The sequence below is a fragment of the Curtobacterium sp. JUb34 genome, from assembly GCF_003755065.1.
In the GTDB taxonomy this organism is placed as follows: domain Bacteria; phylum Actinomycetota; class Actinomycetes; order Actinomycetales; family Microbacteriaceae; genus Curtobacterium.
The window spans coordinates 294,703-320,898 of sequence record NZ_RJVH01000003.1 but is presented as its reverse complement, the minus strand read 5'-3'; the positions used below and the strand labels follow the sequence as shown (position 1 = coordinate 320,898).

The 26,196-nt window shown below is 71.3% G+C and carries 21 protein-coding genes and 1 tRNA gene; 9 read left to right on the top strand and 13 right to left on the bottom strand.

Going from position 1 to position 26,196, the window contains the following annotated elements; genetic code table 11:
* The first annotated feature begins 30 nt into the window (after positions 1–30).
* From EDF63_RS12675 to EDF63_RS12650, 6 genes are all read left to right on the top strand, one after another.
* Positions 31–1,272: an ROK family transcriptional regulator gene (locus EDF63_RS12675; RefSeq protein WP_123313382.1), complete on the top strand. Its 1,242-nt coding sequence runs from the start codon at positions 31–33 to the stop codon at positions 1,270–1,272.
* A 111-nt stretch (positions 1,273–1,383) separates the two neighbouring features.
* Complete coding sequence (locus tag EDF63_RS12670) at positions 1,384–2,742, top strand: extracellular solute-binding protein (protein WP_260233100.1); 1,359 nt, start codon at positions 1,384–1,386, stop codon at positions 2,740–2,742.
* The gene (locus EDF63_RS12665; RefSeq protein ID WP_221180563.1) at positions 2,742–3,782 is read left to right on the top strand and encodes a carbohydrate ABC transporter permease; all 1,041 of its coding nucleotides are present in this window, start codon (positions 2,742–2,744) and stop codon (positions 3,780–3,782) included. The genes EDF63_RS12670 and EDF63_RS12665 overlap by 1 nt, the downstream gene beginning before the upstream one ends.
* Positions 3,782–4,672 carry a carbohydrate ABC transporter permease gene (locus EDF63_RS12660; protein ID WP_123313381.1) on the top strand — a complete coding sequence of 297 codons (891 nt, stop codon included), beginning with the start codon at positions 3,782–3,784 and terminating at the stop codon, positions 4,670–4,672. Before EDF63_RS12665 ends, EDF63_RS12660 begins: the two co-directional genes overlap by 1 nt.
* Before the next feature lie 8 nt (positions 4,673–4,680).
* The gene (locus tag EDF63_RS12655; protein WP_123313380.1) at positions 4,681–5,988 is read left to right on the top strand and encodes a 6-phospho-beta-glucosidase; all 1,308 of its coding nucleotides are present in this window, start codon (positions 4,681–4,683) and stop codon (positions 5,986–5,988) included.
* Entirely contained in the window at positions 5,976–7,064 is a 1,089-nt protein-coding gene (locus EDF63_RS12650; protein WP_260233099.1) for an N-acetylglucosamine kinase, read from the top strand. Before EDF63_RS12655 ends, EDF63_RS12650 begins: the two co-directional genes overlap by 13 nt.
* 153 nt (positions 7,065–7,217) lie before the next feature.
* Here EDF63_RS12650 and gap read toward each other — a convergent pair whose 3' ends face one another.
* From gap to mnmA, 11 genes are all read right to left on the bottom strand, one after another.
* Positions 7,218–8,222 carry a type I glyceraldehyde-3-phosphate dehydrogenase gene (gap, locus tag EDF63_RS12645; protein ID WP_123313379.1) on the bottom strand — a complete coding sequence of 335 codons (1,005 nt, stop codon included), beginning with the start codon at positions 8,220–8,222 and terminating at the stop codon, positions 7,218–7,220.
* 109 nt (positions 8,223–8,331) lie between these two features.
* Complete coding sequence (locus EDF63_RS12640; RefSeq protein ID WP_123313378.1) at positions 8,332–9,282, bottom strand: GlxA family transcriptional regulator; 951 nt, start codon at positions 9,280–9,282, stop codon at positions 8,332–8,334.
* Between the two features lie 52 nt (positions 9,283–9,334).
* Complete coding sequence (locus EDF63_RS12635) at positions 9,335–10,057, bottom strand: methyltransferase domain-containing protein (RefSeq protein WP_123313377.1); 723 nt, start codon at positions 10,055–10,057, stop codon at positions 9,335–9,337.
* Positions 10,054–11,133, bottom strand: a complete 1,080-nt coding sequence (locus EDF63_RS12630; protein ID WP_123313376.1) for a type III polyketide synthase — start codon at positions 11,131–11,133, stop codon at positions 10,054–10,056. The genes EDF63_RS12635 and EDF63_RS12630 overlap by 4 nt, the downstream gene beginning before the upstream one ends.
* A 97-nt stretch (positions 11,134–11,230) precedes the next feature.
* A complete protein-coding gene (gatB, locus tag EDF63_RS12625; RefSeq protein WP_123313375.1) occupies positions 11,231–12,736 on the bottom strand; it encodes an Asp-tRNA(Asn)/Glu-tRNA(Gln) amidotransferase subunit GatB in 1,506 nt (501 codons plus the stop codon).
* Positions 12,736–14,262 carry an Asp-tRNA(Asn)/Glu-tRNA(Gln) amidotransferase subunit GatA gene (gene gatA, locus EDF63_RS12620; RefSeq protein ID WP_395872067.1) on the bottom strand — a complete coding sequence of 509 codons (1,527 nt, stop codon included), beginning with the start codon at positions 14,260–14,262 and terminating at the stop codon, positions 12,736–12,738. Before gatA ends, gatB begins: the two co-directional genes overlap by 1 nt.
* Before the next feature lie 14 nt (positions 14,263–14,276).
* Positions 14,277–14,576: an Asp-tRNA(Asn)/Glu-tRNA(Gln) amidotransferase subunit GatC gene (gatC, locus tag EDF63_RS12615; RefSeq protein ID WP_111085021.1), complete on the bottom strand. Its 300-nt coding sequence runs from the start codon at positions 14,574–14,576 to the stop codon at positions 14,277–14,279.
* Between the two features lie 53 nt (positions 14,577–14,629).
* Positions 14,630–16,948, bottom strand: coding sequence for a transglycosylase domain-containing protein (locus tag EDF63_RS12610; protein WP_123313373.1), 2,319 nt, complete (start codon positions 16,946–16,948; stop codon positions 14,630–14,632).
* Between the two features lie 201 nt (positions 16,949–17,149).
* Positions 17,150–18,514 carry an alpha/beta hydrolase gene (locus tag EDF63_RS12605; RefSeq protein WP_148061777.1) on the bottom strand — a complete coding sequence of 455 codons (1,365 nt, stop codon included), beginning with the start codon at positions 18,512–18,514 and terminating at the stop codon, positions 17,150–17,152.
* A 181-nt stretch (positions 18,515–18,695) separates the two neighbouring features.
* Positions 18,696–21,029 carry an NAD-dependent DNA ligase LigA gene (gene ligA, locus EDF63_RS12600; RefSeq protein WP_123313371.1) on the bottom strand — a complete coding sequence of 778 codons (2,334 nt, stop codon included), beginning with the start codon at positions 21,027–21,029 and terminating at the stop codon, positions 18,696–18,698.
* A gap of 66 nt (positions 21,030–21,095) precedes the next feature.
* Complete coding sequence (mnmA, locus tag EDF63_RS12595; RefSeq protein ID WP_123313370.1) at positions 21,096–22,202, bottom strand: tRNA 2-thiouridine(34) synthase MnmA; 1,107 nt, start codon at positions 22,200–22,202, stop codon at positions 21,096–21,098.
* A 55-nt stretch (positions 22,203–22,257) separates the two neighbouring features.
* Between mnmA and EDF63_RS12590 the strand changes: the two genes are divergently transcribed.
* From EDF63_RS12590 to EDF63_RS12580, 3 genes are all read left to right on the top strand, one after another.
* Entirely contained in the window at positions 22,258–23,550 is a 1,293-nt protein-coding gene (locus EDF63_RS12590; protein WP_123313369.1) for an MFS transporter, read from the top strand.
* A gap of 348 nt (positions 23,551–23,898) precedes the next feature.
* Positions 23,899–23,979, top strand: a tRNA-Leu gene (locus tag EDF63_RS12585).
* A gap of 118 nt (positions 23,980–24,097) precedes the next feature.
* The gene (locus tag EDF63_RS12580) at positions 24,098–24,799 is read left to right on the top strand and encodes a DedA family protein (protein ID WP_123313368.1); all 702 of its coding nucleotides are present in this window, start codon (positions 24,098–24,100) and stop codon (positions 24,797–24,799) included.
* 64 nt (positions 24,800–24,863) lie between these two features.
* On the opposite strand, the gene rdgB is transcribed toward EDF63_RS12580, so the two are convergent.
* Both rdgB and rph read right to left on the bottom strand, forming a co-directional pair.
* Positions 24,864–25,457, bottom strand: coding sequence for an RdgB/HAM1 family non-canonical purine NTP pyrophosphatase (gene rdgB / locus EDF63_RS12575; protein ID WP_123313367.1), 594 nt, complete (start codon positions 25,455–25,457; stop codon positions 24,864–24,866).
* Positions 25,454–26,185, bottom strand: coding sequence for a ribonuclease PH (gene rph / locus EDF63_RS12570; protein ID WP_123313366.1), 732 nt, complete (start codon positions 26,183–26,185; stop codon positions 25,454–25,456). The genes rdgB and rph overlap by 4 nt, the downstream gene beginning before the upstream one ends.
* Positions 26,186–26,196: the final 11 nt, after the last annotated feature.

Sequence of the window (26,196 nt, the reverse complement as noted above, 5' to 3'; positions counted from 1 at the left end):
TAAAGAAGGTTGTCCGTTACAGTCCTCGACATGACCACTCGAGGACGCACCCCCGGCCAGCCCGGGCTGCTGCGCGTCCTGAACGACCGCGCAGCGCTCGAGCTGCTGCTCGACGACGGCCCGCTCACCCGCAACGAGATCGCACAGCGCACCGGCCTCAGCAAGCCCACCGCCGCAGAGATCATCCGCCGGCTCGAGTCGGCCGACCTCATCCGCCAGGCCGGCACCGACACCCAGGCCGGACGCCGCGGGCCGAGCGCCGTCGTGTACGAAGCCATCACCGACCGCGACCTCGGGGTCGCCGTCGACGTCCAGCTCGTCGACGTCCGGTCGACCGTGGTGGACGCCGCTGGTCGCACCTTCCCGGTCGCCACGCACCGGATGTCCGAGGCCGAGGTGCGCTCCCCCGGCGCCGACATCGTCGCCGCCGCGATCTCCCGCGCAGCCGCCGCGGCCGGTGTGGACCCCGAGCTCGTCACCGCCGTCGCGGTGGGCGTGCAGGCGAGTGTCGACCACGCCACCGACACCCTGATCTTCACCGACGGCCTGCCCGGCTGGCCCCGCGAGCAGGTGAGCGCGACCCTGTCCGCCGACCTCGGGGTCCACGTGGTCGTCGAGAACGACGCCAACCTCGCCGCCATCGCCGAACGCAACATGGGGGCCGGTCGGGCTCCCGGGTCGTTCGCGCTCTTCTGGATGGCCGAGGGCCTCGGCATGGCCCTCGACCTGCACGGCCACCTGCACACCGGCGCGTCCGGTGCCGCGGGTGAGATCGGTTACCTCAGCGTGCCTGCCGACGCACGCTCCATCGACCCGACGGCCACGATCGTCGCGGACCTCATCTCCGAGCCCGCGATCATCGCCCTGGCCGCCGAGCACGGGATCACGGCACCGGACGGCACCGCAGCCGACTGGCGCCAGGTGCTCCCGCAGCTGCCTGGCCTGCCCGAGCAGCACCCCTTCACCGTCGCCCTCGGCGAGCGCGTCGGGCACAACGTGCTCCCCGCTCTCGCCGTGGCCGATCCCGAGACGGTCGTGCTGCACGGCCCGACCGGGATCGCCGGTGGGCCCGCCCTGGCCGCCGCCGTGACCGCCTGGCTCCGGACCCGCTCACGCTGGTCCACCGCCGTGGTCGCGCCCGGCGTCCCCGACACCCCCGTCCTGCACGGTGCGCGACACGTCCTGATCGACGTCGTCCGCACCGCGCTCGCAGACCGACTCGAGCGCATCAGTGACGATGCCCCGACGCCGGACCCCGCCGAGCGCCCCTGAGCCGTTCCACCCGCACCACTCGAGGCACCATCACCCAGCCCTGTCACAGGGCTCTTCGTCGCGCCCGGAATCCTCGGCGCGCCGGAGCGAGACCAGAGAGCGAGTACCGCATTGTCCCTCCCCGAACCGAACGTCCCGCGCCGCCGGGCGTTCCGCCGCATCGCCACCGCCACGGCCGTCGCCGCCGTCGGCGCCCTCGTCGTCGCCGGCTGCAGCTCCGGCAGCAGCGCCGACTCGATCGAGAAGAGCGCCCCGAAGGAACTCAAGGGCACCGTGTCCCTGTGGCACTTCTTCACCGGCCGTGAAGCCGGCGTGGTGAAGACCGCCGTCGAGGGCTTCGAGAAGGCCAACCCCGACGTCACCGTCGACATCCACGCCGGCCAGGACGACGAGAAGCTGCAGAAGGCGATCTCGTCCGGCCAGAACATCGACGTGGGCCTGTCGTACTCGACCGCCATCGTGGGCAGCTTCTGCTCCTCGGGTGCCTTCCGTGACCTCTCGCCCTACATCAAGCGTGACAAGGTCGACCTGTCGGACATCCCGAAGGCCGTGCAGTCGTACACGCAGTACAAGGGCACCCGGTGCACGCTGCCTGCCCTCGCCGACGTCAGTGCGCTCATGTACAACAAGCCGCTGCTCGAGAAGGCCGGGATCGACTCCCCGCCGAAGACGCTGGACGAGCTCAAGACGGACGCGCTGAAGCTGACGACGTACAACGCCGACGGATCGATCAAGCAGCTCGGCTTCAACCCGCTCATCGACTTCTACGAGAACTCCCCCGAGCACTGGGCGCCGATGGTCGACGGCTCGTGGTTGGACGAGGACGGCAACAGCGTGATCGGCACGTCCGACGCGTGGAAGCAGCTCATCACCTGGCAGAAGGGCTTCGTCGACGAGATCGGCTACGACAAGCTCAAGGCCTTCACGTCCGGCCTCGGGCAGGAGTTCGCCGCGGACAACGCGTTCCAGACCGGGCAGGTCGCGATGCAGATCGACGGCGAGTACCGCACGGCGTTCATCAAGGACCAGAAGCCGGACCTGGACTACGGCACGTCGCCGACCCCGGTGATGGACGGCCTCGGCAACTACGGCTCGACGTACATCGCGGGCAACGTCGCGGGCATCGCGAAGGGCTCCAAGAACCCGGAGCTGTCGTGGGCACTCCTGAAGTACCTGTCGACGAACACCGACGCACAGGTCACGCTGGGCAACGGACTGAAGAACATCCCGACGCTCACCTCGGCGCTGGAGTCCCCCGACCTCGAGGTCGACGAGAACTACAAGACCTTCGTCGACGTCGCGGGCAACGCGGACACCATGACCTCGCCCGGCACCGCCGACGGCGCCGCCTACATCGGCACCTTCACGAAGTTCTGGCAGGCGTACCAGCAGAAGGGCGGCGACCTCGACGCCAAGCTCGAGAAGCTCGACTCGGACATCGACAACGCCAACCAGCTGGCTGGTCCGTGATGAGCGTCACCACCAAGACGACCGGCCGGGAGGCGCGGCTCGCCCGCGCCGCCCGGCCCACGGGCTCGACGGGGTCCGGTCCGGTGCCCCCGACGGCTCCGCGACGTCGGCCCCGCTCCGCCGAGTCCCGACGCCGACTCGTCGCCCTGACGATGCTCGCGCCGGCCCTGGCGGGCCTGGTGATCTTCTTCGCCTACCCACTCGTCGCGTCGATCTTCTACTCGTTCACGCGCTACAACCAGCTGCAGGAGCCCGAGTTCGTCGGGCTGCTGAACTACAGGTTCCTGTTCACGCAGGACCCGCAGATCGGCCCCGCGGTCGTCAACACGCTGTGGTTCGTCGTCATCCTGGTGCCGGTCCGCATCGTGTGCGGGCTGCTGGTGGCCGGGCTGCTGTCACGGGCCCGCACCGCCACGGGCTTCTGGCGGACGCTCTTCTACCTGCCCGCGCTGGTCCCGCCGGTCGCGAGCGTCGTGGCGTTCGTGTTCCTGTTCAACCCGGGCACCGGGCCGGTGAACCAGATCCTGCGGGTCTTCGGCATCGACGGCCCACTCTGGTTCAACGACCCGGCGTGGTCGAAGCCGTCGCTCGTGATCCTGGGCGTCTGGGTGATGGGCGACATCATGATCATCTTCCTGGCGTCCCTGCTCGACGTGCCGCGCGACCTGTACGAGGCCGCGTCGCTCGACGGCGCGAACGGCGTCCAGCAGGTCCGGCACATCACGCTGCCGACGATCGCCCCGGTGATCGGCTTCGCCGCCGTGACGGGGGTGATCGCGGCCCTGCAGTACTTCACCGAGGCCGCGGTGGCGTCCGGGGTCGCGTCCGGCAAGGCGACGATCGGTGGCGGGACCGCCGCCCAGCTCGGCTACCCGGGCACGTCGCTGCTCACGTACACCGAGCTGCTCTACCAGCACGGGTTCGCGAACTTCCAGTTCGGCTACGCGTCCGCCATGGCCGTGGTCCTGTTCGTGATCACCGCGGTGGTGCTCGTCTTCACGATGCGCCGCATCTCCGTCTTCCGTCCCGAGGAGTCCTGATGACCGCCGTCTCCCAGTCCCCGCTCGCCCGGGCGCCACGGGGTCCAGCTCCCCGCACCGGCAGGCCGCGTGGTCGCACCCTGGTCTGGATCGCCGAGCACGCTGCCCTGGTGGCCCTCGGCGTGCTGACCATCGCCCCGATCGTGTTCGTGGTCTTGACCTCGCTGATGTCGAGCAACCAGGCACTCACGGCGTCGATCGTTCCCCGGCCGCTCGACTTCTCGAACTACGCGCGGGTGTTCACCGAACTGCCGCTCACGCAGTGGTTCGGCAACTCGTCGATGTACGCCGTCCTCGCCACCGCGTTCATGCTCGTCAGCTCGGTACCGGCGGCGTACGCGCTCGCCCAGATCAAGTTCAGGGGCGCGAACCTCATCTTCACGGTGATCATCGTCGCGATGCTCCTGCCCCCGCAGGTCACCGCGGTGCCGGTCTACGTGATGTGGTCGCACCTGCACCTGACCGGCACCCTGTGGCCGCTCATCCTGCCGAACCTGCTCGGCGACGCGTTCAGCATCTTCCTGCTCCGCCAGTTCTTCATGACCATCCCGAAGGAGTACGGCGACGCCGCCCGCATGGACGGCTGCAGCGAGTGGGGCGTGCTCTGGCGCGTGGTCGTCCCGATGGCCCGCCCGGGCATCGCGTCGGCGGCGATCTTCATGTTCTTCCACTCGTGGAACGACTACTACGGCCCGCTCCTGTACGCGTCCGAGAACCAGGCCGCCTGGCCGGTGGCGTACGGGCTCGCCACGTTCCGCGGACAGCACGGCACCGACTGGTCGATGACGATGGCGATGACCGTCGTCGTCATGGTCCCCGTCGTCATCATCTTCTTCTTCGCACAGAAGGCATTCGTCGAGGGCATCGCGCTCACCGGCGTGAAGGGATAGCAGCTCCAGTGAAACTCACAGTCGTCGGTGGCGGATCCACCTACACCCCCGAACTCGTGGACGGCTTCGCCCGGCTCCGCGACCAGCTCCCCATCGACGAGCTCTGGCTCGTCGACCCCGACCCGGTGCGCCGCGAACTCGTCGGCGGCGTCGCCAGGCGGATGTTCGCGCACGCCGGGCACCCGGGCACGATCCACGTCACCGACGACGTCGTCGCCGGGGTCACCGACGCCGATGCCGTCATGTTCCAGCTCCGCATCGGCGGGCAGGCCGCACGGCAACAGGACGAGACGTGGCCGCACGAAGCCTGCTGCATCGGGCAGGAGACCACCGGTCCCGGCGGCTTCGCGAAGGCGCTCCGCACCGTGCCCGTGGTGCTGGAGTACGCCGAACTCGTCCGCAAGCACGCCAAGCCGGACGCCTGGATCGTCGACTTCACCAACCCCGTCGGCATCGTCACCCGCGCCCTGCTCGAAGCCGGGCACCGCGCCGTCGGCCTGTGCAACGTCGCGATCGGGTTCCAGCGACGCTTCGCGAAGGAGTTCGGCGTCGCCCCCGACCACGTGCGACTCGACCACGTCGGCCTGAACCACCTGACGTGGGAGCGCGGCGTCCACGTCACGGGCGCGGACGGCGTCGAACGCGACGTGATGGCGGACCTGCTCGCCGAGTCGGACGGCGCCCTCGACCGGACGGCGGACAGCGTGCACATGCACCCGGACCTCCTGCGCCTGCAGCACGCGATCCCCTCGTACTACCTGCGGTACTTCTACAGCCACGACATCGTGCTGCAGGAGCAGCTGCACGAACCCACCCGCGCCGAGGCCGTCATGGAGACCGAGCGTGCCCTGCTCGCGAAGTACGCCGACGAGTCCGTCGTGACAAAGCCCGCCGAACTCGAGCAGCGCGGTGGCGCCTACTACTCCGAGGCGGCGATCGACGTGCTGTCCTCGATCCTCGGCGACCGCGGCGACGTGCAGGTGCTCAACGTGCGCAACGACGGCACGTTCCCGTTCCTGCCGGACGACCACGTCATCGAGGTGCCGTCCCGCGTCACCCGCCAGGCCATCACGCCGCTTCCGGTCTCCCCACTCGCCCCGGACATGGTCGGTCTCGTGTCGCACGTCGCCGGGTACGAGCGCCTCGCGCTCGACGCCGCGGTGCACGGCGGCCGCGACCGGGTGCTCCGCGCGATGTGGGCGCACCCGCTCGTGGGGCAGGTCGACAAGGCGGAGAAGCTCACCGACCTGCTCCTGGCCGCGAACGCGGAACACATCCCGTGGGCGCGATCGGAGCAGGTGACGTGGGCGGGCTGAGCCGGACCGGCGAGGCGGGCCCGGCGCGAGCCTCCCGTCCGCCCGCTCCGGTCCCACCGGACGCGACCGACGTCGTGCTCGCCGTCGACGGTGGCGGGAGCAAGACGGACGTCGTCGCGATCGCGCTCGACGGGACGATCGTCGGGCACGCGCGCGGTCCGGGCTCGAACCCGCAGACCCGCGGGTGGGACCTCGCCGGGCCGATACTCGACGACGTCCGTGCACGGGTGGTGGGTGAGCTGGGCGACCGGCGCATCCGCACGACGCACGTGTACCTGGCCGGGCTCGACCTGCACGACGAGCTCGTCGCGGCGACCGCGGCCCTCGCGCACTGGGCCGAGGACGGCGGCGAGCCGCACGTCCTGGACAACGACCTGTTCGCACTGCTGCGGGCCGGCACCCTGTCCCCCGACGCGGCGGCCGTGGTGTGCGGCACCGGGATCAACGCCCTCGCGGTGCGGGCCGACGGCACGACCGCACGGTTCCCGGCCATCGGCGACGTCTCCGGTGACTGGGGCGGTGGTGCGTGGCTCGGCAACCGGGCGCTCTGGCACGCGGCCCGGGCCGACGACGGCCGCGGTCCGGCGACGGCGCTGGTCGATGCGGTGCCGGCGGCGGTCGGCCTCCGCAGCGTCCGCGAGGTCACCGAGGCCGTCCACTTCGGACGCCTCGACCAACGCGTGTTCAACCGGCTCTGCCCGGTGCTGTTCGAGGTGGCCGGAGCCGGCGACGTCGTGGCCCGGAGCGTCGTGGAGCGTCAGGCGGAGGAGATCGTCCTGCTCGCCGCGGTCGCACTCGAGCGGTTGGGCCTCGGCGGTTCGGCGGCCGAGCCGGTACCCGTCGTGCTCGGCGGTGGGGTGCTCGCTGCTCGCCACCCGTTGCTCGTGGACGGTGTCGTCGACGGGCTCGCTGCCCGGGTCCCCGGAGCGGTGCCGACCTGGGTCACCGACCCCCCGGTGCTCGGTGCGGGCTTGGCGGCGCTGGAGTCGGTCGGTGCCGACGACGCCGCGCTCGAGCGGTACCGCGTCGCCGTGCGCTCCCGCGCGTTCGCGAGCACGACCGCGCTGATCCGCTGACGCGCTGCGACCGGCCGGAGTGCTGTGACCGGCCGGGGCGCTGCGCGATCCCCTCGCGAAAGCGACAGTCTGCCGCCGAACATTCGCGGCAGACTGTCGCTCTCGCGGCACAGACCGCGCGCGCCCGCGCGCGCGCCCGCGCGCGGCACCGCCCTACGCGCGCGCCAGCATCCCGAGCGTGTCGACGACGCGGTTCGAGAAGCCCCACTCGTTGTCGTACCAGGCGACGACCTTCACGTGCCGGCCCTCGTCGACGCGGGTGAGCAGCGAGTCGAAAACGCTCGACTCCGGCCGCCCCGTGATGTCCGTCGACACGAGCGGGTCCGCGGTGAACGCCAGGACCCCGGCGAGCGGCCCGGCGGCTGCCGCCCGGTAGGCCTCGTTGACCTCGTCCACGGTCACGTCCCGCGAGACGACGGTGTTCAGTTCGACGATCGACCCGACGGGTACCGGCACGCGGATGGCGTCACCGGACAACTTGCCCTCTAGCCGCGGCAGCACCAGCCCGATGGCCTTGGCGGCCCCGGTCGTCGTCGGCACGATGTTCACCCCGGCGGCGCGTGCTCGACGCAGGTCCCGGTGCGGCCCGTCCTGCAGGTTCTGCTCCTGCGTGTACGCGTGCACGGTGGTCATGAACCCGTGCTCGATCCCTGCCAGGTCGTCGAGCACCGACGCCAGGGGTGCGAGCGCGTTGGTCGTGCACGACGCGTTCGAGATCACCGTGTGCGCGGCCGGGTCGAACGTGTCCGTGTTCACGCCGTACGCGATGGTGGCGTCCGCGCCCGTTGCGGGTGCACTGATGAGGACGCGACGGGCTCCTGCGGTCAGGTGTCCCGCCGCTGCGTCGCGCGCGGTGAACCGGCCGGTCGACTCGAGCACGACCTCGACGCCGAGGTCGCCCCAAGGGATCTCCGACGGCTCACGCGAGGCCAGGACACGGACACGGCGGCCGTCGATGACGAGCGTGTCCCCGTCGACCTCGACGGTCCCGTCGAACGGGCCGAGTGCGGAGTCGTACCGGAACAGGTGCGCGAGCGTGTCGGGGGCGGTCAGGTCGTTGACGGCGACGACCTCGAGGTCGTCGCCGCCCCGTGCGAGCAGGGCGCGGAGCGTGTTGCGGCCGATACGGCCGAAGCCGTTGATGGCGATGCGGGTCATGTGGAGTTCCTTTCGTTCCGTGCTCCATGCTCACGGGCCGGGAGGCACGGCTCCAGTGGCAGGGAAGCCAGCGTTCGAAAGGATGTCGCCACCACGGCCGACGGCGCGGTCAGTCCTGGAACGTCCGTCGGTACTCGGTGGGCGACGTCCCGAGGATCCGCCGGAAGTGCGTCCGCAGGTTCGCGTCGGAGCCGAGGCCCGCCCGTTCGGCCACCTGGTCGATGCCGAGGTCCGACTGCTCCAGGAGTTCCCGGGCGAGGTCCACGCGCGCCCGCAGCACCCACTGCATCGGCGTGTACCCGGTGTCCTCCACGAACCGGCGCGAGAACGTCCGTGCCGACACCGTGGCGTTCCGTGCGAGCGCCTCGAGCGTCAGCGGCTCGGCGAGGTGCCGGAGCGCCCATTCCCGGGTGTCCGCGAACACGTCCCCGAGCGGCTCGGGCACGCTGCGCGGCACGTACTGGGCCTGGCCGCCGCTGCGGTACGGGGCGCTGACGAGCCGTCGGGCGACGTGGTTCGACAGCGCCACGCCGTGGTCCTGCCGAACGATGTGCAGGCACAGGTCGATCCCGCTCGCGGCTCCCGCGCTGGTCAGCACCGAGCCCGCGTCGACGAACAGCACGTCCTCGTCGACGTCCACCTCGGGGTACCGCTCACGGAGCACCCGCGTGTAGTGCCAGTGCGTCGTCGCCCGGCGTCCGTCGAGCAGCCCGGCGGCCGCGAGCGCGAACGCCCCGGTGGAGATCGCCGCGATGCGGACGCCGCGGTCGTGCGCCCGCGCCAGTGCCGCGACGACGTCGGCCGGCGGCGCCGAGTCCGACGGTCGGCGGTAGCCGGGCACGAAGACGGTCTCGGCCCAGTCCAGTGCCTCCAGCCCGTCGTCAACCGCGTAGGCCAAGCCGTCGCCGCCGGTGATCCGACCGGCCCGGGGCCCGCACACCCGCACCTCGTAGGGCATGCTCGGCCGGTTCGAGAACACCTGCGCGGGGATCCCGACGTCGAGCGGTTTCGCGCCGTCGAGCACGAGGACCGCGACGCGGTGCAGTGCGGACGCAGCCATGCCGTCGACGCTAGCGGACGCGATCGCCCGGCTGGCGGAGCCGCCCTGAGCGTCAGGCGTCGCGGACCGCCAGCACCCGGTGCGGCGATGCCCGTTCCGCCCGCCACCCGCTCGGCAACGTGTCCCGCAGCTCCGCCAGGGTGAAGGACCGGCGGATCGACCGCAGACCGTCGACCCGGACGAAGGTCCCAGCGGACACCAACGGCGACGCCAGCGCGTAGGCGCGGTAGGCCTCCCGCGACCGACGGATGTCCGAGTGCACGCAGCGGCCCGACGCCAACGCAGCGGAGTCGGCGAGGAAGCCCGTCCGCTCGTCGTCTCCCAGGTGGTGCAGCACGTGGTTCGACACGACGACGTCGAACCGCTCCCCCGCCGCCACCAGGTCACCGCTCGACTGCTGCCGGAAGCTGACGCCCCGCGGTGCCCGTCGGTTCGCGGCCTCGATCGCCCGCGGGTCCGGGTCGACCCCGACGACCTCGACGTCGAACCCGTCGCTCGCCGCCCACCGCACGACGGCCCGGGCCAGGTCGCCGCCACCGCACCCGAGGTCGAGCACCCGTCCGCGGCCGGTGACCGGCAGGGCCGGCACGACGTGCGTCCGCCACGCCGATCGCCACCCGCTCACCAGGGCGTTGACGAGCGCGAACCGCCGGAAGGTGCGCGCCAGCGCGCGCGGATCGCAGTCCGGGTCGTCCATGAGCTCGGTCAGGTCGAGCGCACGGGTGCGCAGGTCGAGGACCGGGAGGCCCGTGGAGCCGCCGTCGGGACGGCTCACGTGTGCACCATGGTCAGTCGCGCGCTCTCGACGGTGAGTCCGGGGCCGAAGGCGAGCGCCACCACGGGTGCCCCGTCCGGGACGCCGGCGTCGACGGCTTCGCGGAGCACGAACAGCACGGTCGCACTCGACATGTTCCCGTGGTCGCGCAGGACCGTGCGGCTCGCAGCGATCGCCGCGTCCGGCAGGTCGAGCGCCTGCTGGGTCCGGTCGAGGATCGCGCGGCCGCCAGGGTGCACGGCCCACACCGGCACGTCGGCGGCGGGACCGTCGAGCAGCGACGCGACGGCTTCGGCGACGCTCGTGCCGACGAGCTTGGGCACGGCGGTGCTCAGGACCATCTCGAAGCCCTCGTCGCCGATGTTCCACGCCATCTCGCCGGCGCTCTCGGGCACGACGGCGGTGGCGAACGCGTCGAGGCGCAGGCCGGGACCGTCGGCGGTGACGACGGCGGCCGCGGCGCCGTCGCCGAAGACGCTGTTGGCGACGATCTGGTCGGGGTCGTCGCTCGCGCGGACGTGCAGGGTGCAGAGTTCGGCGCAGACGACCAGCACGACGGCGCCCGGGTCCGCCTCGGCGAACGCGGCGGCGATCCGCAGGGCCGGGAACGCCGCACAGCAGCCCATGAACCCGATGTGGTGGCGGAAGACGGCGCGCGGCAGCCCGAGCGCGGTCACGATGTCCAGGTCCGGACCGGGTTGCGTGAAGCCCGTGCACGACACCGTGACGACGTGCGTGACCGAGGCCGCGTTCACGTCCGCACGGTCGAGGGCGTCACGAGCGGCGTCGACGAACAGCGCCGGTGCGAGCTCGCGGTACCGGTCGTTGCGGGTGCCGGTCGACGGCGAGTGGAGGGCGCCGTCCGCGTCACGGAAGGCGCCCGCAGGTCGTTCGCGGTCGAGCTCGTCCAGCACGGTGTGCCGGTGGTCGACCGCCGAGGCGTCGAAGGCTGCGGGGACGAGCCGCCGACCGAGACGACCGAGCTCGGGCTGCGCGGCGAAGAGATCCCGCACCGCAGCCTGCTCGAGCGTCGTCTCCGGGACGGCGGTTCCGATGGCGCGGATCGTTGCGGACACGACTCATCCTGTCACCGGGTCGCTGACGCGTCCCCAGGATCGACGGGAGGCGCGGTGCCAGCCGGCACCGCGCCTCCCGTCCGTCAACGGATCCCGTCTACGACTGCTGCGCGCGCTCCAGCACCAGCTCGCGCACGCGGGCGGCGTCCGCCTGGCCCTTCATGGCCTTCATGACGGCGCCGATGATGGCGCCGGCGGCCTGGACCTTGCCGTCCTGGATCTTGGCGAGCACGTCGGGCTGCGCGGCGAGCGCCTCGTCGACCGCGGCGGTGAGCGCCGAGTCGTCGGACACGACCTTGAGCCCGCGGGCCTCGACGACCTGGGCCGGCGAACCCTCGCCGGCGATGACGCCCTCGAGTACCTGGCGGGCCAGGCGGTCGGTCAGGTCACCGGACTCGACGAGCGCGATGACCTCGGCGACGTGCTGCGGCGACACGAGGTCGCCGGGCTCGGCGTCCTGCGCGTTCGCGACGCGGCTGATCTCACCGGTCCACCACTTGCGGGCGGCCTGCGGCGCAGCTCCGGCGGCGACGGTGCCCTCGACCTGGTCGAGCAGCCCGCCGTTCACGACGTCCTGGAACTCCAGGTCGGCGAAGACCCACTCGCCCTTGAGACGACGGCGGCGAGCCACCGGCGCCTCGGGCAGGGACGCGCGGAGTTCCTCGACGACCGCGGGGTCCGGCACGACCGGCAGCAGGTCGGGCTCGGGGAAGTAGCGGTAGTCGTCGGCGTCCGACTTCGGACGGCCGGCCGACGTGCGGCCGGTGTCCTCGTGCCAGTGGCGGGTCTCCTGCGTGATGGTGCCGCCGTCGGCCAGGATCGCGGCCTGGCGCTGGATCTCGTAGCGGATCGCACGCTCGACGGCACGGAACGAGTTGACGTTCTTCGTCTCGGTGCGGGTGCCGAGCTTCTCCTGGCCGCGGGGGCGCAGCGAGATGTTGGCGTCGCAGCGCAGGTTGCCGCGTTCCATGCGGGCCTCGGAGACCCCGAGTGCCCGGACGAGGTCGCGGATGACCTGCACGTACGCGGCACCGAGCTCGGGAGCGCGGTGCTCGGCGCCGAAGATCGGCTTCGTGACGATCTCGACCAGGGGCACCCCGGCGCGGTTGTAGTCGACGAGCGAGTACTCGGCGCCCTGGATGCGGCCGGTGGCACCGCCGACGTGCGTCAGCTTGCCGGCGTCCTCTTCCATGTGGGCGCGCTCGATCGGCACGTTGAAGATCGTGCCGTCCGCCAGTTCGACCTCGACTTCGCCCTCGAACGCGATGGGCTCGTCGAACTGCGAGACCTGGTAGTTCTTGGGGTTGTCCGGGTAGAAGTAGTTCTTCCGGGCGAACCGCGACGACTCGGCGATCGAGCAGCCGAGCGCGAGCCCGAGCTGGATCGAGTACCGCACGGCCTGCGCGTTCACGACCGGCAGCGACCCGGGCAGCCCGAGGTCGACCGGCGTCACGTTCGTGTTCGGCTCGCCACCGAAGAAGTTCGGTGCGTCCGAGAACATCTTGGTCTTCGTCGCGAGCTCGACGTGCACCTCGAAGCCGAGCACCGGCTCGTAGCGCTCCAGTGCCTCGTCGAAGTCCATGAGCGCGTCCTTCTGCGCCATCAGATCACACCTTCCTGCGCAGCCGACTGCTGACTCTGGTCGAGGTCCGGGATCCGGTCGATGAGCGGGGCACCCCACTGCTGCTCGAGCAGACGCTCGAGCGCCGCACCGTAGCGGTACAGGCGGGCGTCCTCGCGCTGCGGGGCCATGAGCTGCACGCCGACGGGCAGGCCGTCCTCGGGCGCCAGGCCGTTCGGGATGCTCATGCCGGGCACGCCCGCCAGGTTCGCCGGGATCGTGGTGAGGTCGTTGAGGTACATCGCGAGCGGGTCGTCGATGCGCTCACCGATCGGGAACGCGGTCGTCGGGGCCGACGGGCTGATGAGCAGGTCGACCTGTTCGAAGGCGGCCTGGAAGTCCCGCTGCACGAGCGTGCGGACCTTCTGCGCCGAGCCGTAGTACGCGTCGTAGTACCCGGCACTCAGGGCGTAGGTGCCGAGGATGATGCGACGCTTCACCTCGGGCCCGAACCCGGCTTCGCGCGTGGCGGCCATGACGTCCTCGACGGTGGCACCGTTCTCGGGCGTGACCCGGAGGCCGAAGCGCACCGAGTCGAACTTCGCCAGGTTCGACGAGGCCTCGGCCGGCAGGATCAGGTAGTAGGCGCTGATCGCGTAGGCGAAGGACGGGGCGTCGATCTCGACGACGACCGCACCGGCCGACTCGAGCAGGGCGACGGTCTCCTGGAAGCGCTGGGTGACCCCGGCCTGGAAGCCGTCGCCACCGGCGAGCTCCTTGACCACACCGACGCGCAGGCCGCGCAGCGTGTCCGCCTGCAGCCCTTCGCGAGCGGCGGCGGCCATCGACGGCCACGCGTCGGGGATCGAGGTGGAGTCGCGCGGGTCGTGCCCGCCGATGACGTCGTGCAGGAGCGCGGCGTCGAGGACGGTGCGCGCGACCGGGCCGATCTGGTCGAGGCTGGACGCCAGGGCGATCGCGCCGTAGCGGCTCACCCCGCCGTAGGTCGGCTTCACGCCGACGGTGCCGGTGACGGCTCCCGGCTGGCGGATCGAGCCGCCGGTGTCGGAACCGAGCGCGATGGGTGCCTCGTGCGCGGCGACGGCAGCGGCCGAGCCACCGCCGGAGCCGCCGGGAATGCGGTCGAGGTCCCACGGGTTGTGGGTCGGACCGTACGCCGAGAACTCGGTGGTCGAGCCCATCGCGAACTCGTCCATGTTGGTCTTGCCGAGCGGCACGAGGCCGGCGGCACGGAGCTTGGCGACCGGGGTGGCGTCGTACGGCGGCACCCAGCCCTCGAGGATCTTCGAGCCCGAGGTCGTCGGCATGTCCTGCGTGCACAGGACGTCCTTGATCGCGATCGGGACACCGGCGAGGGGCCCGAGGTCGTCGCCGGCCGAACGGCGCGAGTCGATCGACTTCGCGACCGCGATGGCGTTCTGGTTGACGTGCAGGAAGGCGTGCACGTCGCCGTCGACGGCGGCGATGCGGTCGAGGTGGGCCTGCGTGGCCTCGACGCTCGAGACGTCGCGTGCCACGAGGGCGTCGGCGAGCGCTGCGGCGCTCATGCGCGTGATGTCGCTCACTGTTCTTCTCCCAGGATCGCGGTCACTCGGAACCGTTCGCCGTCGGAGTCGGGCGCCCCGGAGAGCGCCTGCTCCTGTGTCAGCGTCTGGCCGACGACGTCGGGTCGGGTGACGTTGCCGAGCGGCACGGGGTGGCTCGTCAGCGGGACGTCGTCGGTCGCGACCTCGGCGACCTTGGCGACGCTCTCGACGATGTGCGACAGCTCCCCGGTCAGCTTCTCGATCTCGTCGGGCGTGAGTGCGATACGCGCGAGGTTCGCCAGGTGCGCGACCTGCTCGCTCGTGATGTCAGGCATGGTGCTCCGTCGATCGGTTCGTGGGATGTCCGACAGTCTATTGGCCCGAGCAGTCACTGCCCGTTCTGGTCGCCCGCTGCCGGAGCCGCCGTGGCGGCGGGAGCCGCCGGTGCTGCCGGAGTGGAAGGAGCAGTCGGCTGCGTCGGCGTGGTCGGCGTCGTCTGGTCACCCTGTGAGTCCCCCTGTCCAGACGAGGATCCCGAGGACGACTGCGAGGACTGCGACTGCGACGAGTGGCTGGCCTGCCCGATCATCGCCTGGCTCGGAGCGGGCAGCGCGTCCCCACCGACCGTCTGGTCCAGGTACGCCATCATCGACTTCCCGACGCCGAACTTCGCGCTGTACCCGGTGGTCCCCTGCAGGAAGGGCCAGTTCGCCAGGCTCACGTTCCCCTGCACGTTGCCGATCCAGGTGGCGTTCGTGTACTTCGTCGACGACGCCACGAGCCAGTTCTGCACGTCGCCGTCGGTCGTGCCGGTCTTCGCGAACTTCGGCACGCTGTCGCCCGGGTTCGCGCTGGCGGCGGTGCCCGAGCCCGACAGCACACCCTGCAGCGCGTAGTCAACGGTGCCGGCTACGTCCGCCGAGACGCCCTGCGTGCAGGACGACGGCGTCGGGGTGATCTTGGTGCCGTCCGACTCGGTGACCGAGTCGATGGCGGTCGGCGTGCAGACGACACCGCCGTTCGCGAAGCCCGCGTACGCCTCGGCGAGGTCGATCGGCGACAGCTCGTTGACGCCGAGGATCGACGAGGGGGTCTGCCCGAGGGCGCCGCCGTCGGCGCGGTGGATCCCCATCGACTGGGCGAGCTGCGCGATCCTGCAGAGGTCGAGCTGCTTGCCCATCGCGCCGAAGGCGGTGTTGATCGACTCGACGGTGGCGGCCTGCACGGTCATCGACGCCGGCACGGACTCGGCGTTCGCGACGGGCCACGTCCCGCCACTGACGTTCTGGCAGGAGTTGGTGAACTCCGAGTTCTGGAAGGTGTGCTCGGTGGTCGACACCGATTCGGACAGGGTGTGGCCGGTCGCGAGCCACTCGGCCAGGGTGAACACCTTGTAGGTGGACCCCGTCTGGAACCCGCCGGAGTTGCCGTACCCGGAGTCCGCGCTGTAGTTCACCGCGGTCGACCCCGCTGCGGCGTTGTCCCCCTGCGTGTACGACGTGTTCTGCACCATCGACATGATGCGTCCGGTGCCGGGCTCGACGGTGACGTTCGAGCCGCCGACGTCGACGCCGGCCATCGTGGACGGCACGTAGGTCGACAGCGCGGTCTGCGCCTGGCTCTGCAGGTCGAGGTCGAGCGAGGTGTGGATCTGCAGGCCCTTGGTGTCGAGGGTCGCGATGCGTGCCGCGGCGGTCTTGCCGAACGCCGGGTCCTGCAGCACCTGGTCGCGGACGTAGTCGCAGAAGTAGCCGGCGTCAGCGTTCGTCGCCGCCGTCGAGCAGCCGTTCGCGGTCTCGGTGATCCTCGGCGTGACCGGCGTCGCGATCGCCTTCGTCATCGCCGCCTTCGTGATCGACCCGTGCGCCTGCATCCGGCGGAGCACGTAGTCCCGGCGCTCCTTCGTCAGCGCGTACCCGTTGGCCGAGCCGTTGTCCTTGTCGCTCGGTACGTCGATGCGCAGGTTCGACGGGTTGTTGAGGATCGCCACGAGCGTCGCCGACTGCACGAGCGACAGGTCCTTCGCGTGCACCCCGAAGTAGTACTCGGCACCGGCCTCGGCGCCGTAGACCCGGCCGCCCAGCCCGACGATGTTCAAGTACCCGGTCAGGATGTCGTCCTTCGAGTACTTCTTGTTGACGGCGATCGCGTACCGCATCTCCTGCAGCTTCCGCTGCGGCGTGACGCCGGCCGCGTCCTGGTAGCAGGCCTCCACCTTCTTCGCCGTGGCGGCCTGGTCCTTGCCGGTGAGTTCCTCGCACTGCTGCACGAGGACGTTCTTGACGTACTGCTGGGTGATGCTCGACCCGCCCTGGACGTCGCCGCCGACGACGGTCGCGGCGACGCCGCGCAGCGTGCCGAGGACGTCGATGCCGCCCTCGTCGTAGTACCGGGGGTCCTCGGTGTCGATCGCGGCCTGCTTGAGCGTGTCCGCCATCTGGTCGGCCGTGACGTTCGTCCGGTTCTCGGCGTAGAACGACGCGATCTTGACCTGCTTGCCGCCCTTCGTCGCGTACACCGACGAGACCTGCTGCGGCGTCTGCACGTCGAGGTAGCTCGGCAGGTCCTCGAAGAACGCGACCGCTCCGGAGGTGCTCTCACCCGCGACGGCGACCGCCGGTGTCACCGCGACGGCGACGAGCATGCCGGCGAGCACGGACATCACCACGAACATCAGGAGAGCACCAGGCCATCGCACCACACGCATGCCCCGAACCGTAGGGAGGCGGGCTGTACTGGTTCTGCCGTGGAACCGACTGAGGCTGCGCCGTCGCTCAGGTTGCCGCTCAGGCACCACCCGACGCGGGTCGCGATCCGCGCGCGGTCGCGGATCCGGCCGGGAGGCCCGGCGCACGCCCGGCACGTCGGCCACCGGTCACGATCCGGTCACGCCCAGGGCCGCACCGCGTCAGTCGCGCGGCTGCAGGTCCTGTGGACGGACCAGGTACATGTCGATCGACGCCCCGACGACGCCGTCGCCACCGGTGCTGCCACGTCGGACCTGCTCGCGGACGAGGTCGCCGCGGCCGACGCCGATCAGGGCGACGTCGTGCAGCGACGCGGTCCCGGGCTTGAGGTAGTCGTTGTGCCCGACCGGACGGCGGAACAGGTCGCCGGCGGCCAGCGCGTCGGCCCCGCCGGCCAGGTCCATCACGGTGGCGCCGAAGGACGCACCGCCGGGATCCGTGCCGTAGTACCCGGACCCCGCGATCGGGTCGCTGTGCGCGACGCCGACGAACACCTCGTCCGAGGCGACGGCCAGCTCCGCCGACGACCGGACGTCGCTGCCCGGCGACCCGAGGACGGTGAGGGTGTCGGCGCTCATCCGTCCGGAGGCGAGCGCCATGAGCGCCATGGTCGACCCGTAGGAGTGCGCCACGATGTTCAGCCGGGGCTGGTCGCCGTCGCGGATCTGCCGCAGACCGTCGACGGTGCGCTCGAGTCGCTGTGCTCCGGTGTCGGCGAGGCTGAGCGACATGATGTTCGACAGGTCGGGCGTGCGGTAGCCCATCCACGCCACGACGGCGACGCCGGACCCGTCACCGGAGCCACCGGCCGCCAGCGGTGCGAGGGTCGCCTGCTCGCTCGCCAGGTCGTTGGCGGTGTTCGTGAAGTCGGCCATCTGCCCCGTCACGGTGAAGAACATCCCGGGCACGATGACGGTGACGTCCGCCGCCGTGTCGAGGTCGCCGATGCTGATCGCCGCTCGTCCCGCTGCCCGGGTGTCGAGCGTGACGAGGAACCGCTGCGGGTCACCGGGCTCGCGCCGCAGCGAGTCCCGTACCTGTCCGAGCATCGCGGCGTGGGCGGCACTCGTGTCGTGGTCGGCGAGGCCGCTGGCCAGGGTCGACCGGTTCGCCCGGTCGCGCACGGCGTAGGGCACGCCCTCGAGGTTGCCGACGATCGACGGCGCGTGCGCCAGGAGCGTGTCCTGTTCGCCGGCGTCGAGCCCCGCCCACCACTGCGCGACGACGGCCGCGGCGGGCGGGTCGTCCTGTGCGGTCGCCACCACGCGTCGGTCGTCCGCGGCACGGCGCAGGTCACCGGCGCCGAGGGTGCGGAGGTCGTCGAGGAAGGCGCGTCCATGCGCGGTCGCGACCGCGTCGACGTCGATCTGTCCCCCGGTCATGACCGGCTGGGGCACCGAGTCTCGTTCGGAGACCAGCGCGACCGTCACGGTGGCCGTGGCGTCGGACGGAGGCGCGACGGGGGCCTCGATCACTCCGAGCGAGTGCATCGAGGCGGTGAGCAGAGCCGCGGCGATGAGCAGCAATCGGGTCTCCCCCTGGAAGGCCGTCCCGCCGTCCCCCTGCAGACGACGGGTGATGCTCTGTCGAGTGTAAGGAGAAAGCCCGAGGATCGGTCATGCGCGTTGCAACTTGTCCCCCGAACTGGGTGCGTCGGACGGCGCGCCGCGGCGTGCGGACACGTCGACGGCGTGCTCGCGGTCGGGCTCAGCCCTCGGCCGTGGTCTCCTCGGGTTCGGGGAGCGCGCTCGGGCCCTGGGTCACGAGCAGGTGGAACTGCTCGGCGTCGATGATCCGGAGGCCCAGCTGCTCGGCCTTCGTGAGCTTCGAACCGGCCCCGGGGCCCGCGGCCACGAAGTCGGTCTTCTTGCTCACGCTCGACGCCGCCTTGCCCCCGGCGGTGATGATCGCCTCCAGCGCACCTTCTCGTGTGTACCCCTCGAGCGATCCGGTGGCCACGACCGTGACACCGCTCAGGACACCGCCCTCGACCGCAGCACCGCCGGGGCCGGGGTGGTCCGGCGTGGTGAACTGCACTCCCGCCGCCGTCCAGCGGTCGATGATCTCGCGGTGCCAGTCGACCTCGAACCACGCGAGCAGGGCGTCGGCGATGATCCCGCCGACACCGTCGACCGCGGCGAGCTCCTCGCGCGAGGCGGCGCGGATCCGGTCGAGGGAACCGAAGTGGTTCGCGAGCGCCCGCGCCGCGACCGGTCCGACGTGGCGGATGCTCAGCCCGACCATGATGCGCCAGAGCGGTTTCGTCTTGGCCGCGTCGATGTTCGCGAGCATCTCGAACGCGTTCTTGGACGGGTAGCGGCTCGGCTCGCCGGTGTAGTCGGCACCGCGGGCGTCGGCGTCGAACGGCGGGTCGGTCTTCTTGCGCGCCCGGCTGAACGGGGTCACGCGCTTCGGTGCGCCGGCGTCGTCGACCTTCTCCATGCCGGTCTCGGCGTCGCGCACGATCACCTCGATCGGGACGATGTCCTGCATCGTCAGGTCGAACAGCCCGGCCTCGGTCACGAGCGGCGGGGTCTCCGGGTGCAGCGGCTGCGTGAGCGCTGCGGCTGCGACCTCGCCGAGGCCCTCGATGTCGAGCGAGCCGCGCGAGGCGATGTGCTCCACACGACCGCGGACCTGCGCCGGGCAGCTCTTCGCGTTCGGGCAGCGGAGGTCGATGTCGCCTTCCTTCGCGGGGGCGAGCTCGGTCCCGCACTCCGGGCAGTGCGTCGGCATCACGAACTCGCGCTCCGTGCCGTCGCGCAGGTCGACGACCGGCCCGAGGACCTCGGGGATGACGTCGCCGGCCTTCCGCAGCACGACGGTGTCGCCGATCAGGACGCCCTTCGCCTTGACGACCTGCTGGTTGTGCAGGGTGGCCTGGCGCACGACCGAGCCGGCCACCTCGGCCGGGGCCATCACGGCGAACGGCGTCGCACGACCGGTGCGGCCGACACTCACCACGATGTCGGTGAGCGTCGTGTGGACCTCTTCCGGCGGGTACTTGTACGCGATCGCCCACCGGGGTGCCCGTGACGTCGAGCCGAGTTCCTCGTGCAGGGCGAGGTCGTCGACCTTGATCACGACGCCGTCGATCTGGTGCTCGACCGAGGCGCGGCGGTCACCCGTCGAGCGGACGAAGGCGTTCACCTCGTCGATGGTGTCGAAGACCCGGTAGTGGCTGCTCGTCGGCAGCCCCCACGTCTCGAGCAGCTCGTACACCTCGGACTGCGAGCGGACGTCGGTCTCCTGCTCGAGTTCGCGCACGGGCCACGCGCCGATGCCGTGTACGAGCATCCGCAACCGCCGGAGCCGGTCGACCATGAGCGCGCGCTTCGCCTCGGACTTGCCCTCTTCCTTCTGGCGGAGGGACCCGGCGGCGGCGTTGCGCGGGTTGGCGAAGACCCGCTCCCCCGCCTCGCGCTGGTTCGCGTTGAGCTCGTCGAACTCGGCGACCGGGAAGAAGATCTCGCCGCGGACCTCGACCAGGGGCGGGTGGCCGGTGCCCGACAGGCGGTCCGGGATCGTGCCCATCGTCCGGACGTTGCCGGTGACGTCCTCGCCGACCACGCCGTCGCCGCGGGTGGCCGCCGACACCAGCCGGCCGTGCTCGTAGCGCAGGTTGATGGCAAGGCCGTCGATCTTCAGCTCGGTCAGGAAGCGGACGCGCTCGGCACCGGCGTCGCGCTGCACCTTGACGGCCCACTCGGTGAGCTCGTCAGGGCTGAACACGTTGTCGAGCGAGAGCATGCGCTCGGCGTGCTCGACCGGCGCGAACTGCGTGGTCTGCGCCTGGCCGCCGACGGTCTGGGTCGGGCTGTCCTCGGTCAGGAGCTCCGGGAAGCGCTGCTCGATCGCGTCGAGCCGCCGGACCAGCACGTCGTAGTCGGCGTCGGCTTCCGGCGAACCGTTCTCGCCCTGGTAGTAGGCCTGTCGCAGCTCGTTGATGCGTGCCCGCAGCCGGTCGACCTCGCGCCCGGCCTGGGCGGCGTCGAGCCCGTCGGGGTCGATGGTCTCGAACGTGGCGTCGGTCTCGCTCATGCCATCAGTTCTACCGCCTGCCACCGACGCGGCGTGCAGCGAGCCCGCCGCCCGGGAGCGGCGTTCTCAGGCGCCGACGGGGACGGCGCTGACGGTGCTGTCGATCGTGCACTGTCCGAGCACCCGCGTGCCGACGTAGACCACGGCCGTCTGCCCGGGAGCGACCCCGTGCAGCGGCTCGTCGACGTCGATCACGAGCACGTCGTCCTGCACCCGCGCGGTCGCGGGCACCGGGTCGGCGTGCGCGCGGATCTGCACGTCGCAGGCGAACGGCGTCGCCGGGTCGGCCGGGGCCGTCCCGGCCCAGGTGAAGCGCGAGCCCGACATCGACGTGACGGCGAGGGCTTCCTTCGGGCCGACCACGACGGTGTTGTCCTTCGGGCGGATCTCGAGCACGAAGCGCGGCTTGCCGTCCGGCGCCGGGCGACCGAGGGCCAGGCCCCGTCGCTGACCGACGGTGTAGCCGGTCGCGCCCTCGTGCGAGCCGACGACCGTGCCGTCACGCTCGACGACCTCGCCGGGCGCGGTGCCGACGCGGTCCGCCAGCCAGCCGCGGGTGTCGCCGTCCGGGATGAAGCAGATGTCGTACGAGTCCGGCTTCTGCGCGACCGTCAGGCCACGCTCGGCGGCCTCGGCCCGGACCTCGTCCTTCGACGGGGTCGCCCCGAGCGGGAACATCGCGTGCTGCAGCTGCTCGGCGGTCAGGACCCCGAGCACGTAGGACTGGTCCTTCGCCCACGCGGCCGACCGGTGCAGTTCGCGCGAGCCGTCCGGTCCGGTGACGATCGAGGCGTAGTGCCCGGTCGCGACGGCGTCGAAGCCCAGGGCCAGGGCCTTCTCGAGCAGGGCGGCGAACTTGATGCGCTCGTTGCACCGCATGCAGGGGTTCGGGGTGCGGCCGGCCTGGTACTCGGCGACGAAGTCGTCGACGACGTCCTCCTTGAACCGGGCCGAGAAGTCCCACACGTAGTACGGGATGCCGAGGGCCGCAGCGGCGCGCTGGGCGTCCATCGAGTCCTCGATCGTGCAGCACCCGCGGCTGCCGGTGCGGAGCGTGCCCGGCATCCGGCTCAACGCCAGGTGCACCCCGACCACGTCGTGCCCGGCGTCGACCGCCCGGGCAGCAGCCACCGCCGAGTCGACCCCACCGCTCATCGCCGCCAGAACACGCATGCCTCCAGGGTAACCCGCCGACGAAGCGGTACCGCTGGCGTACCGTTGTCGTGCGATGGCCACGACGGGGAACGACTCATTCGACTTCCGGTCCGTCCTGTTGTCCGGGTTCCTGCCGGCGGCACTCTTCGCGATCGGCGAGGGCGCGATCATCCCGATCATCCCGATCGCCGCCGACTCCCTCGGTGCGACCCTGGCGTTCGCGGGCTTCGTCGCGTCGCTCATCCTGGTCGGCGAGCTCATCGGCGACGTGCCGTCCGGCATCGTCGTCGCCCGGATCGGCGAGCGGAACGCCATGATCGGCGCAGCCCTGGTGTCGGTCGGCGGACTCGTCGTCTGCACGACCGCGACGAACGCCTGGGTGCTGGCGCTCGGGGTGTTCCTGGTCGGTGTCTCGACCGCGGTGTTCGCACTGGCCCGGCACGCCTACATGACCACGGCGATCCCCGTCCGCATCCGCGCTCGGGCGCTCTCGAGCCTGGGCGGGGTGTTCCGCTTCGGGTACTTCGTCGGGCCGTTCCTCGCCGCCGGCGTGATCCACCTGACCGGCACCACCGCCAGCGCCTTCTGGATCCACGTCGTGTGCTGCCTGGCGGCGGCGACCGTGCTCCTGGTGCTGCGCGACCCGGCGACGGGCGCACGCGGTCTGCGGATGCCGCCACGGGCCTCCCGGTCGGGGTCCGACGCGACCGGCGTGACGGAGCCGTCCACCGACACCGGAGCGGTCTTCGTCGAGAAGGAGGCGCACGGGCTCTTCCGCACCATCCGCGCGAACGGCGCCGTCCTGCTGCGGCTCGGCAGCGGCGCCGCGCTCATCGGCGCCATGCGTGCCGGACGCCAGGTGATCCTGCCGCTCTGGGCGGTGAGCGTCGGGCTCGACGACTCGACGGCGGCACTGGTCATCGGCATCGCCGGCGCCGTCGACTTCGCGCTGTTCTACACGAGCGGCCAGATCATGGACCGTTGGGGCCGCTTGGCGAGTGCCCTCCCCTGCATGCTCGGGCTGAGCATCAGCTACTTCCTGCTCGCCTGGAGCGGGCACCTCGACGCCCGCGTCGGCTGGTTCGTCGGCATCGCGATGGGCATGTCCCTCGCGAACGGCGTGGGCTCCGGCATCCTGATGACGCTCGGCGCGGACCTCGCCCCACGCGACGACCCGGCGCCCTTCCTCGGAGCCTGGCGGTTCACCGGCGACTTCGGGTCGGCCGCGGCACCGCTCGTGATCTCGGGGGTGACGGCCGTCGCGACGATCGCGGTGGCCAGCGGCGTGATGGGCGTGCTCGGCCTGATCGGCGCCGGCGTGCTGCTGCGCTACGTCCCCCGGTACCTGCCGCGGCAGCTGCGCTGACGCGCGCTGCGCACGGGGCGCGGCCGGCGCACCGTGCGCGTTCCGCGACTCCGTGCGAGGTTCCCCGCTTCGTGCGCGCCCACTGCGGCGCACGGAGCGGGCAACTCCGCACCGGGTGACGACCGGCGCACCGTGCGCACGTGCGCACCACCGCCCGGGAGGCCCCACGCACCCCCGCCACGAACGTCGCACCGTGTCGACACGGTCACCCACAATGCCGCTGGTCGCTTCGTGCGCGCCGACTGCGGCGCACGGAGCGGGGAACCCCGCCCCCGGTGACGACCGGCGCACCGTGCGAACGCACCGACGTCCGCCGAGCAGGGACCGCTCGGTAGACTGCCGCTGCTCGCGGGAGTGGTGGAATCGGTAGACACGCAGGATTTAGGTTCCTGTGCCCCAGGCGTGAGGGTTCGAGTCCCTCCTTCCGCACGGACCGTTGCGTGCTCGCGCATCTCATACCGCCGAGGGACGTCCGCGACATCGGCGAACGGTACCCTCGTCGTGCGGGTGACCCTCCCGTCACCGCATCTGCACGACCGGAAGAGACATGCACTCCGTCGCACTCGCCCTGATCCCATGGCTGGATCCGCAGTACATCCTCGACCACTTCGGGGCCGTCGCCGTGCTCGTCGTGTGTGCGATCGTCTTCGCCGAGACCGGTCTGCTGATCGGCTTCATCTTCCCGGGCGACAGCCTGCTCGTCATCACCGGCCTCTTCGCGTTCGACCGCGGCGGTGAGATCGGCGGCATCCCGATCTGGGTCGCGGCACTGATGATCGGCGCCGCGGCGTTCCTCGGCGGGGAGCTCGGCTACTTCATCGGCAAGAAGGCCGGTCCGCCGATCTTCGAGCGCAAGGAGAGCGGACTGTTCTCCAAGGCCAACGTCGAGCGGACCAACGCGTTCTTCCACCGGTTCGGCCCGCTCGCGGTGATCCTGGCGCGCTTCGTGCCGGTCGTCCGCACCTTCGCCCCGATCGCCGCCGGCGTCGGCCGCATGGACTACAAGAAGTACTCGCTCTACAACGCGATCGGCGCCGTCGTCTGGGGTGTCGGCGTGACGTTCCTCGGGTACTTCATCGGCCACATCCCGTTCGTCGCCCACATCGTGCGCGAGTACATCGACATCATCCTGCTCGCCGCCGTCCTGGTGACCGTCGTGCCGATGGCGCTGACCTACATCCGGAACGCCCGCAAGGCGAAGAAGCACGAGCACCAGGCCGAGTCGCCGGCCGTCGACCCGCAGCTGTAGCCGGACCGAACACGACAGGCCCACACCGTTCGGTGTGGGCCTGTCGTGTTCGCAGGTCGGCGGTTCAGAGCCCGAAGTGCTCCCGCACGATCGGCGCGATGCCGCGGAACGCCTTGCTGCGGTGCGAGAGCGCGTTCTTCTCCTCGCGGGTGAGCTCGGCCGACGAGCGGTCGGCGTCGTCCGGCCGGAACACCGGGTCGTAGCCGTGTCCGCCGTCGCCGACGGGTTCGGTCAGCACCTCGCCGTTCCACACCGCCTCGACGACGTGCTCGAACCCGTCGGGCGTCACGAACGCGGCAGCGCACACGAAGGCGGCGGTGCGCTCCACGACGCCCTCGAGGTTCTGCAGCAGCAGCGCGATGTTGTCGGCGTCCGACCGGGTGCCCGCGTAGCGCGCCGAGTGGATGCCCGGGGCACCGTCGAGCGCGTCGACCGCGATGCCGGAGTCGTCGGCGAGCGCCGGCAGCCCGGTGTGGGCGACCGCCGCACGGGCCTTGATCAGGGCGTTCGCGGCGTAGGTGTCGCCGTCCTCGACCGGTTCGGGGCCGTCGTAGCCGACGAGCTCGACGCCCTCGCCCAGCGCCGACCCGAGGATCTCGCGCAGCTCGACGACCTTGCCCTGGTTGTGGGTGGCGAGCACCACCTCGCGGGACGTCACGCCAGGCCCAGGGCCGAACGCTGGATCGCCGCGAGCGACTGGTTGCCGGCCAGGCCCAGGTCGAGCAGGACGTTCAGCTCGTCGCGGTCGAACGGCGCGTGCTCCGCGGTGCCCTGCACCTCGATGAACTTCCCCGACCCGGTCGTGACGATGTTCATGTCGGTGTCGGCGGCGGAGTCCTCGGTGTACGCCAGGTCGAGCATCGGCTCGCCCGTGACGATGCCGACCGAGATCGCCTGCACGCTGTCGGTGAGCGGGGTGGCCTTCTTCGCGATGAAGCCCTTGCCGCGGCCCCACTCGATTGCGTCGACCATCGCCACGTAGGCGCCGGTGATCGACGCCGTGCGGGTGCCCCCGTCGGCCTGCAGCACGTCGCAGTCGATGACCAGGGTGTTCTCACCGAGGGCCTTCGTGTCGACCACGGCGCGGAGTGAACGCCCGATCAGCCGGGAGATCTCGTGGGTGCGTCCGCCGACCTTGCCCTTGATCGACTCGCGCTGCATGCGCTCGTTCGTCGAGCGCGGCAGCATCGAGTACTCGGCGGTGACCCAGCCGGTGCCCTTGCCGGCGAGCCAGCGGGGCACGCCGTTCGTGAACGAGGCGGTGCAGAGCACCTTGGTGTTGCCGAACGAGATGAGCGCGCTGCCCTCGGCCTGCGTGCTCCAGCCCCGCTCGATGGTGACGGGGCGGTGTTCCTCGGCCTGGCGGCCGTCGATGCGGGTGGTCATGGTGTCCTTTC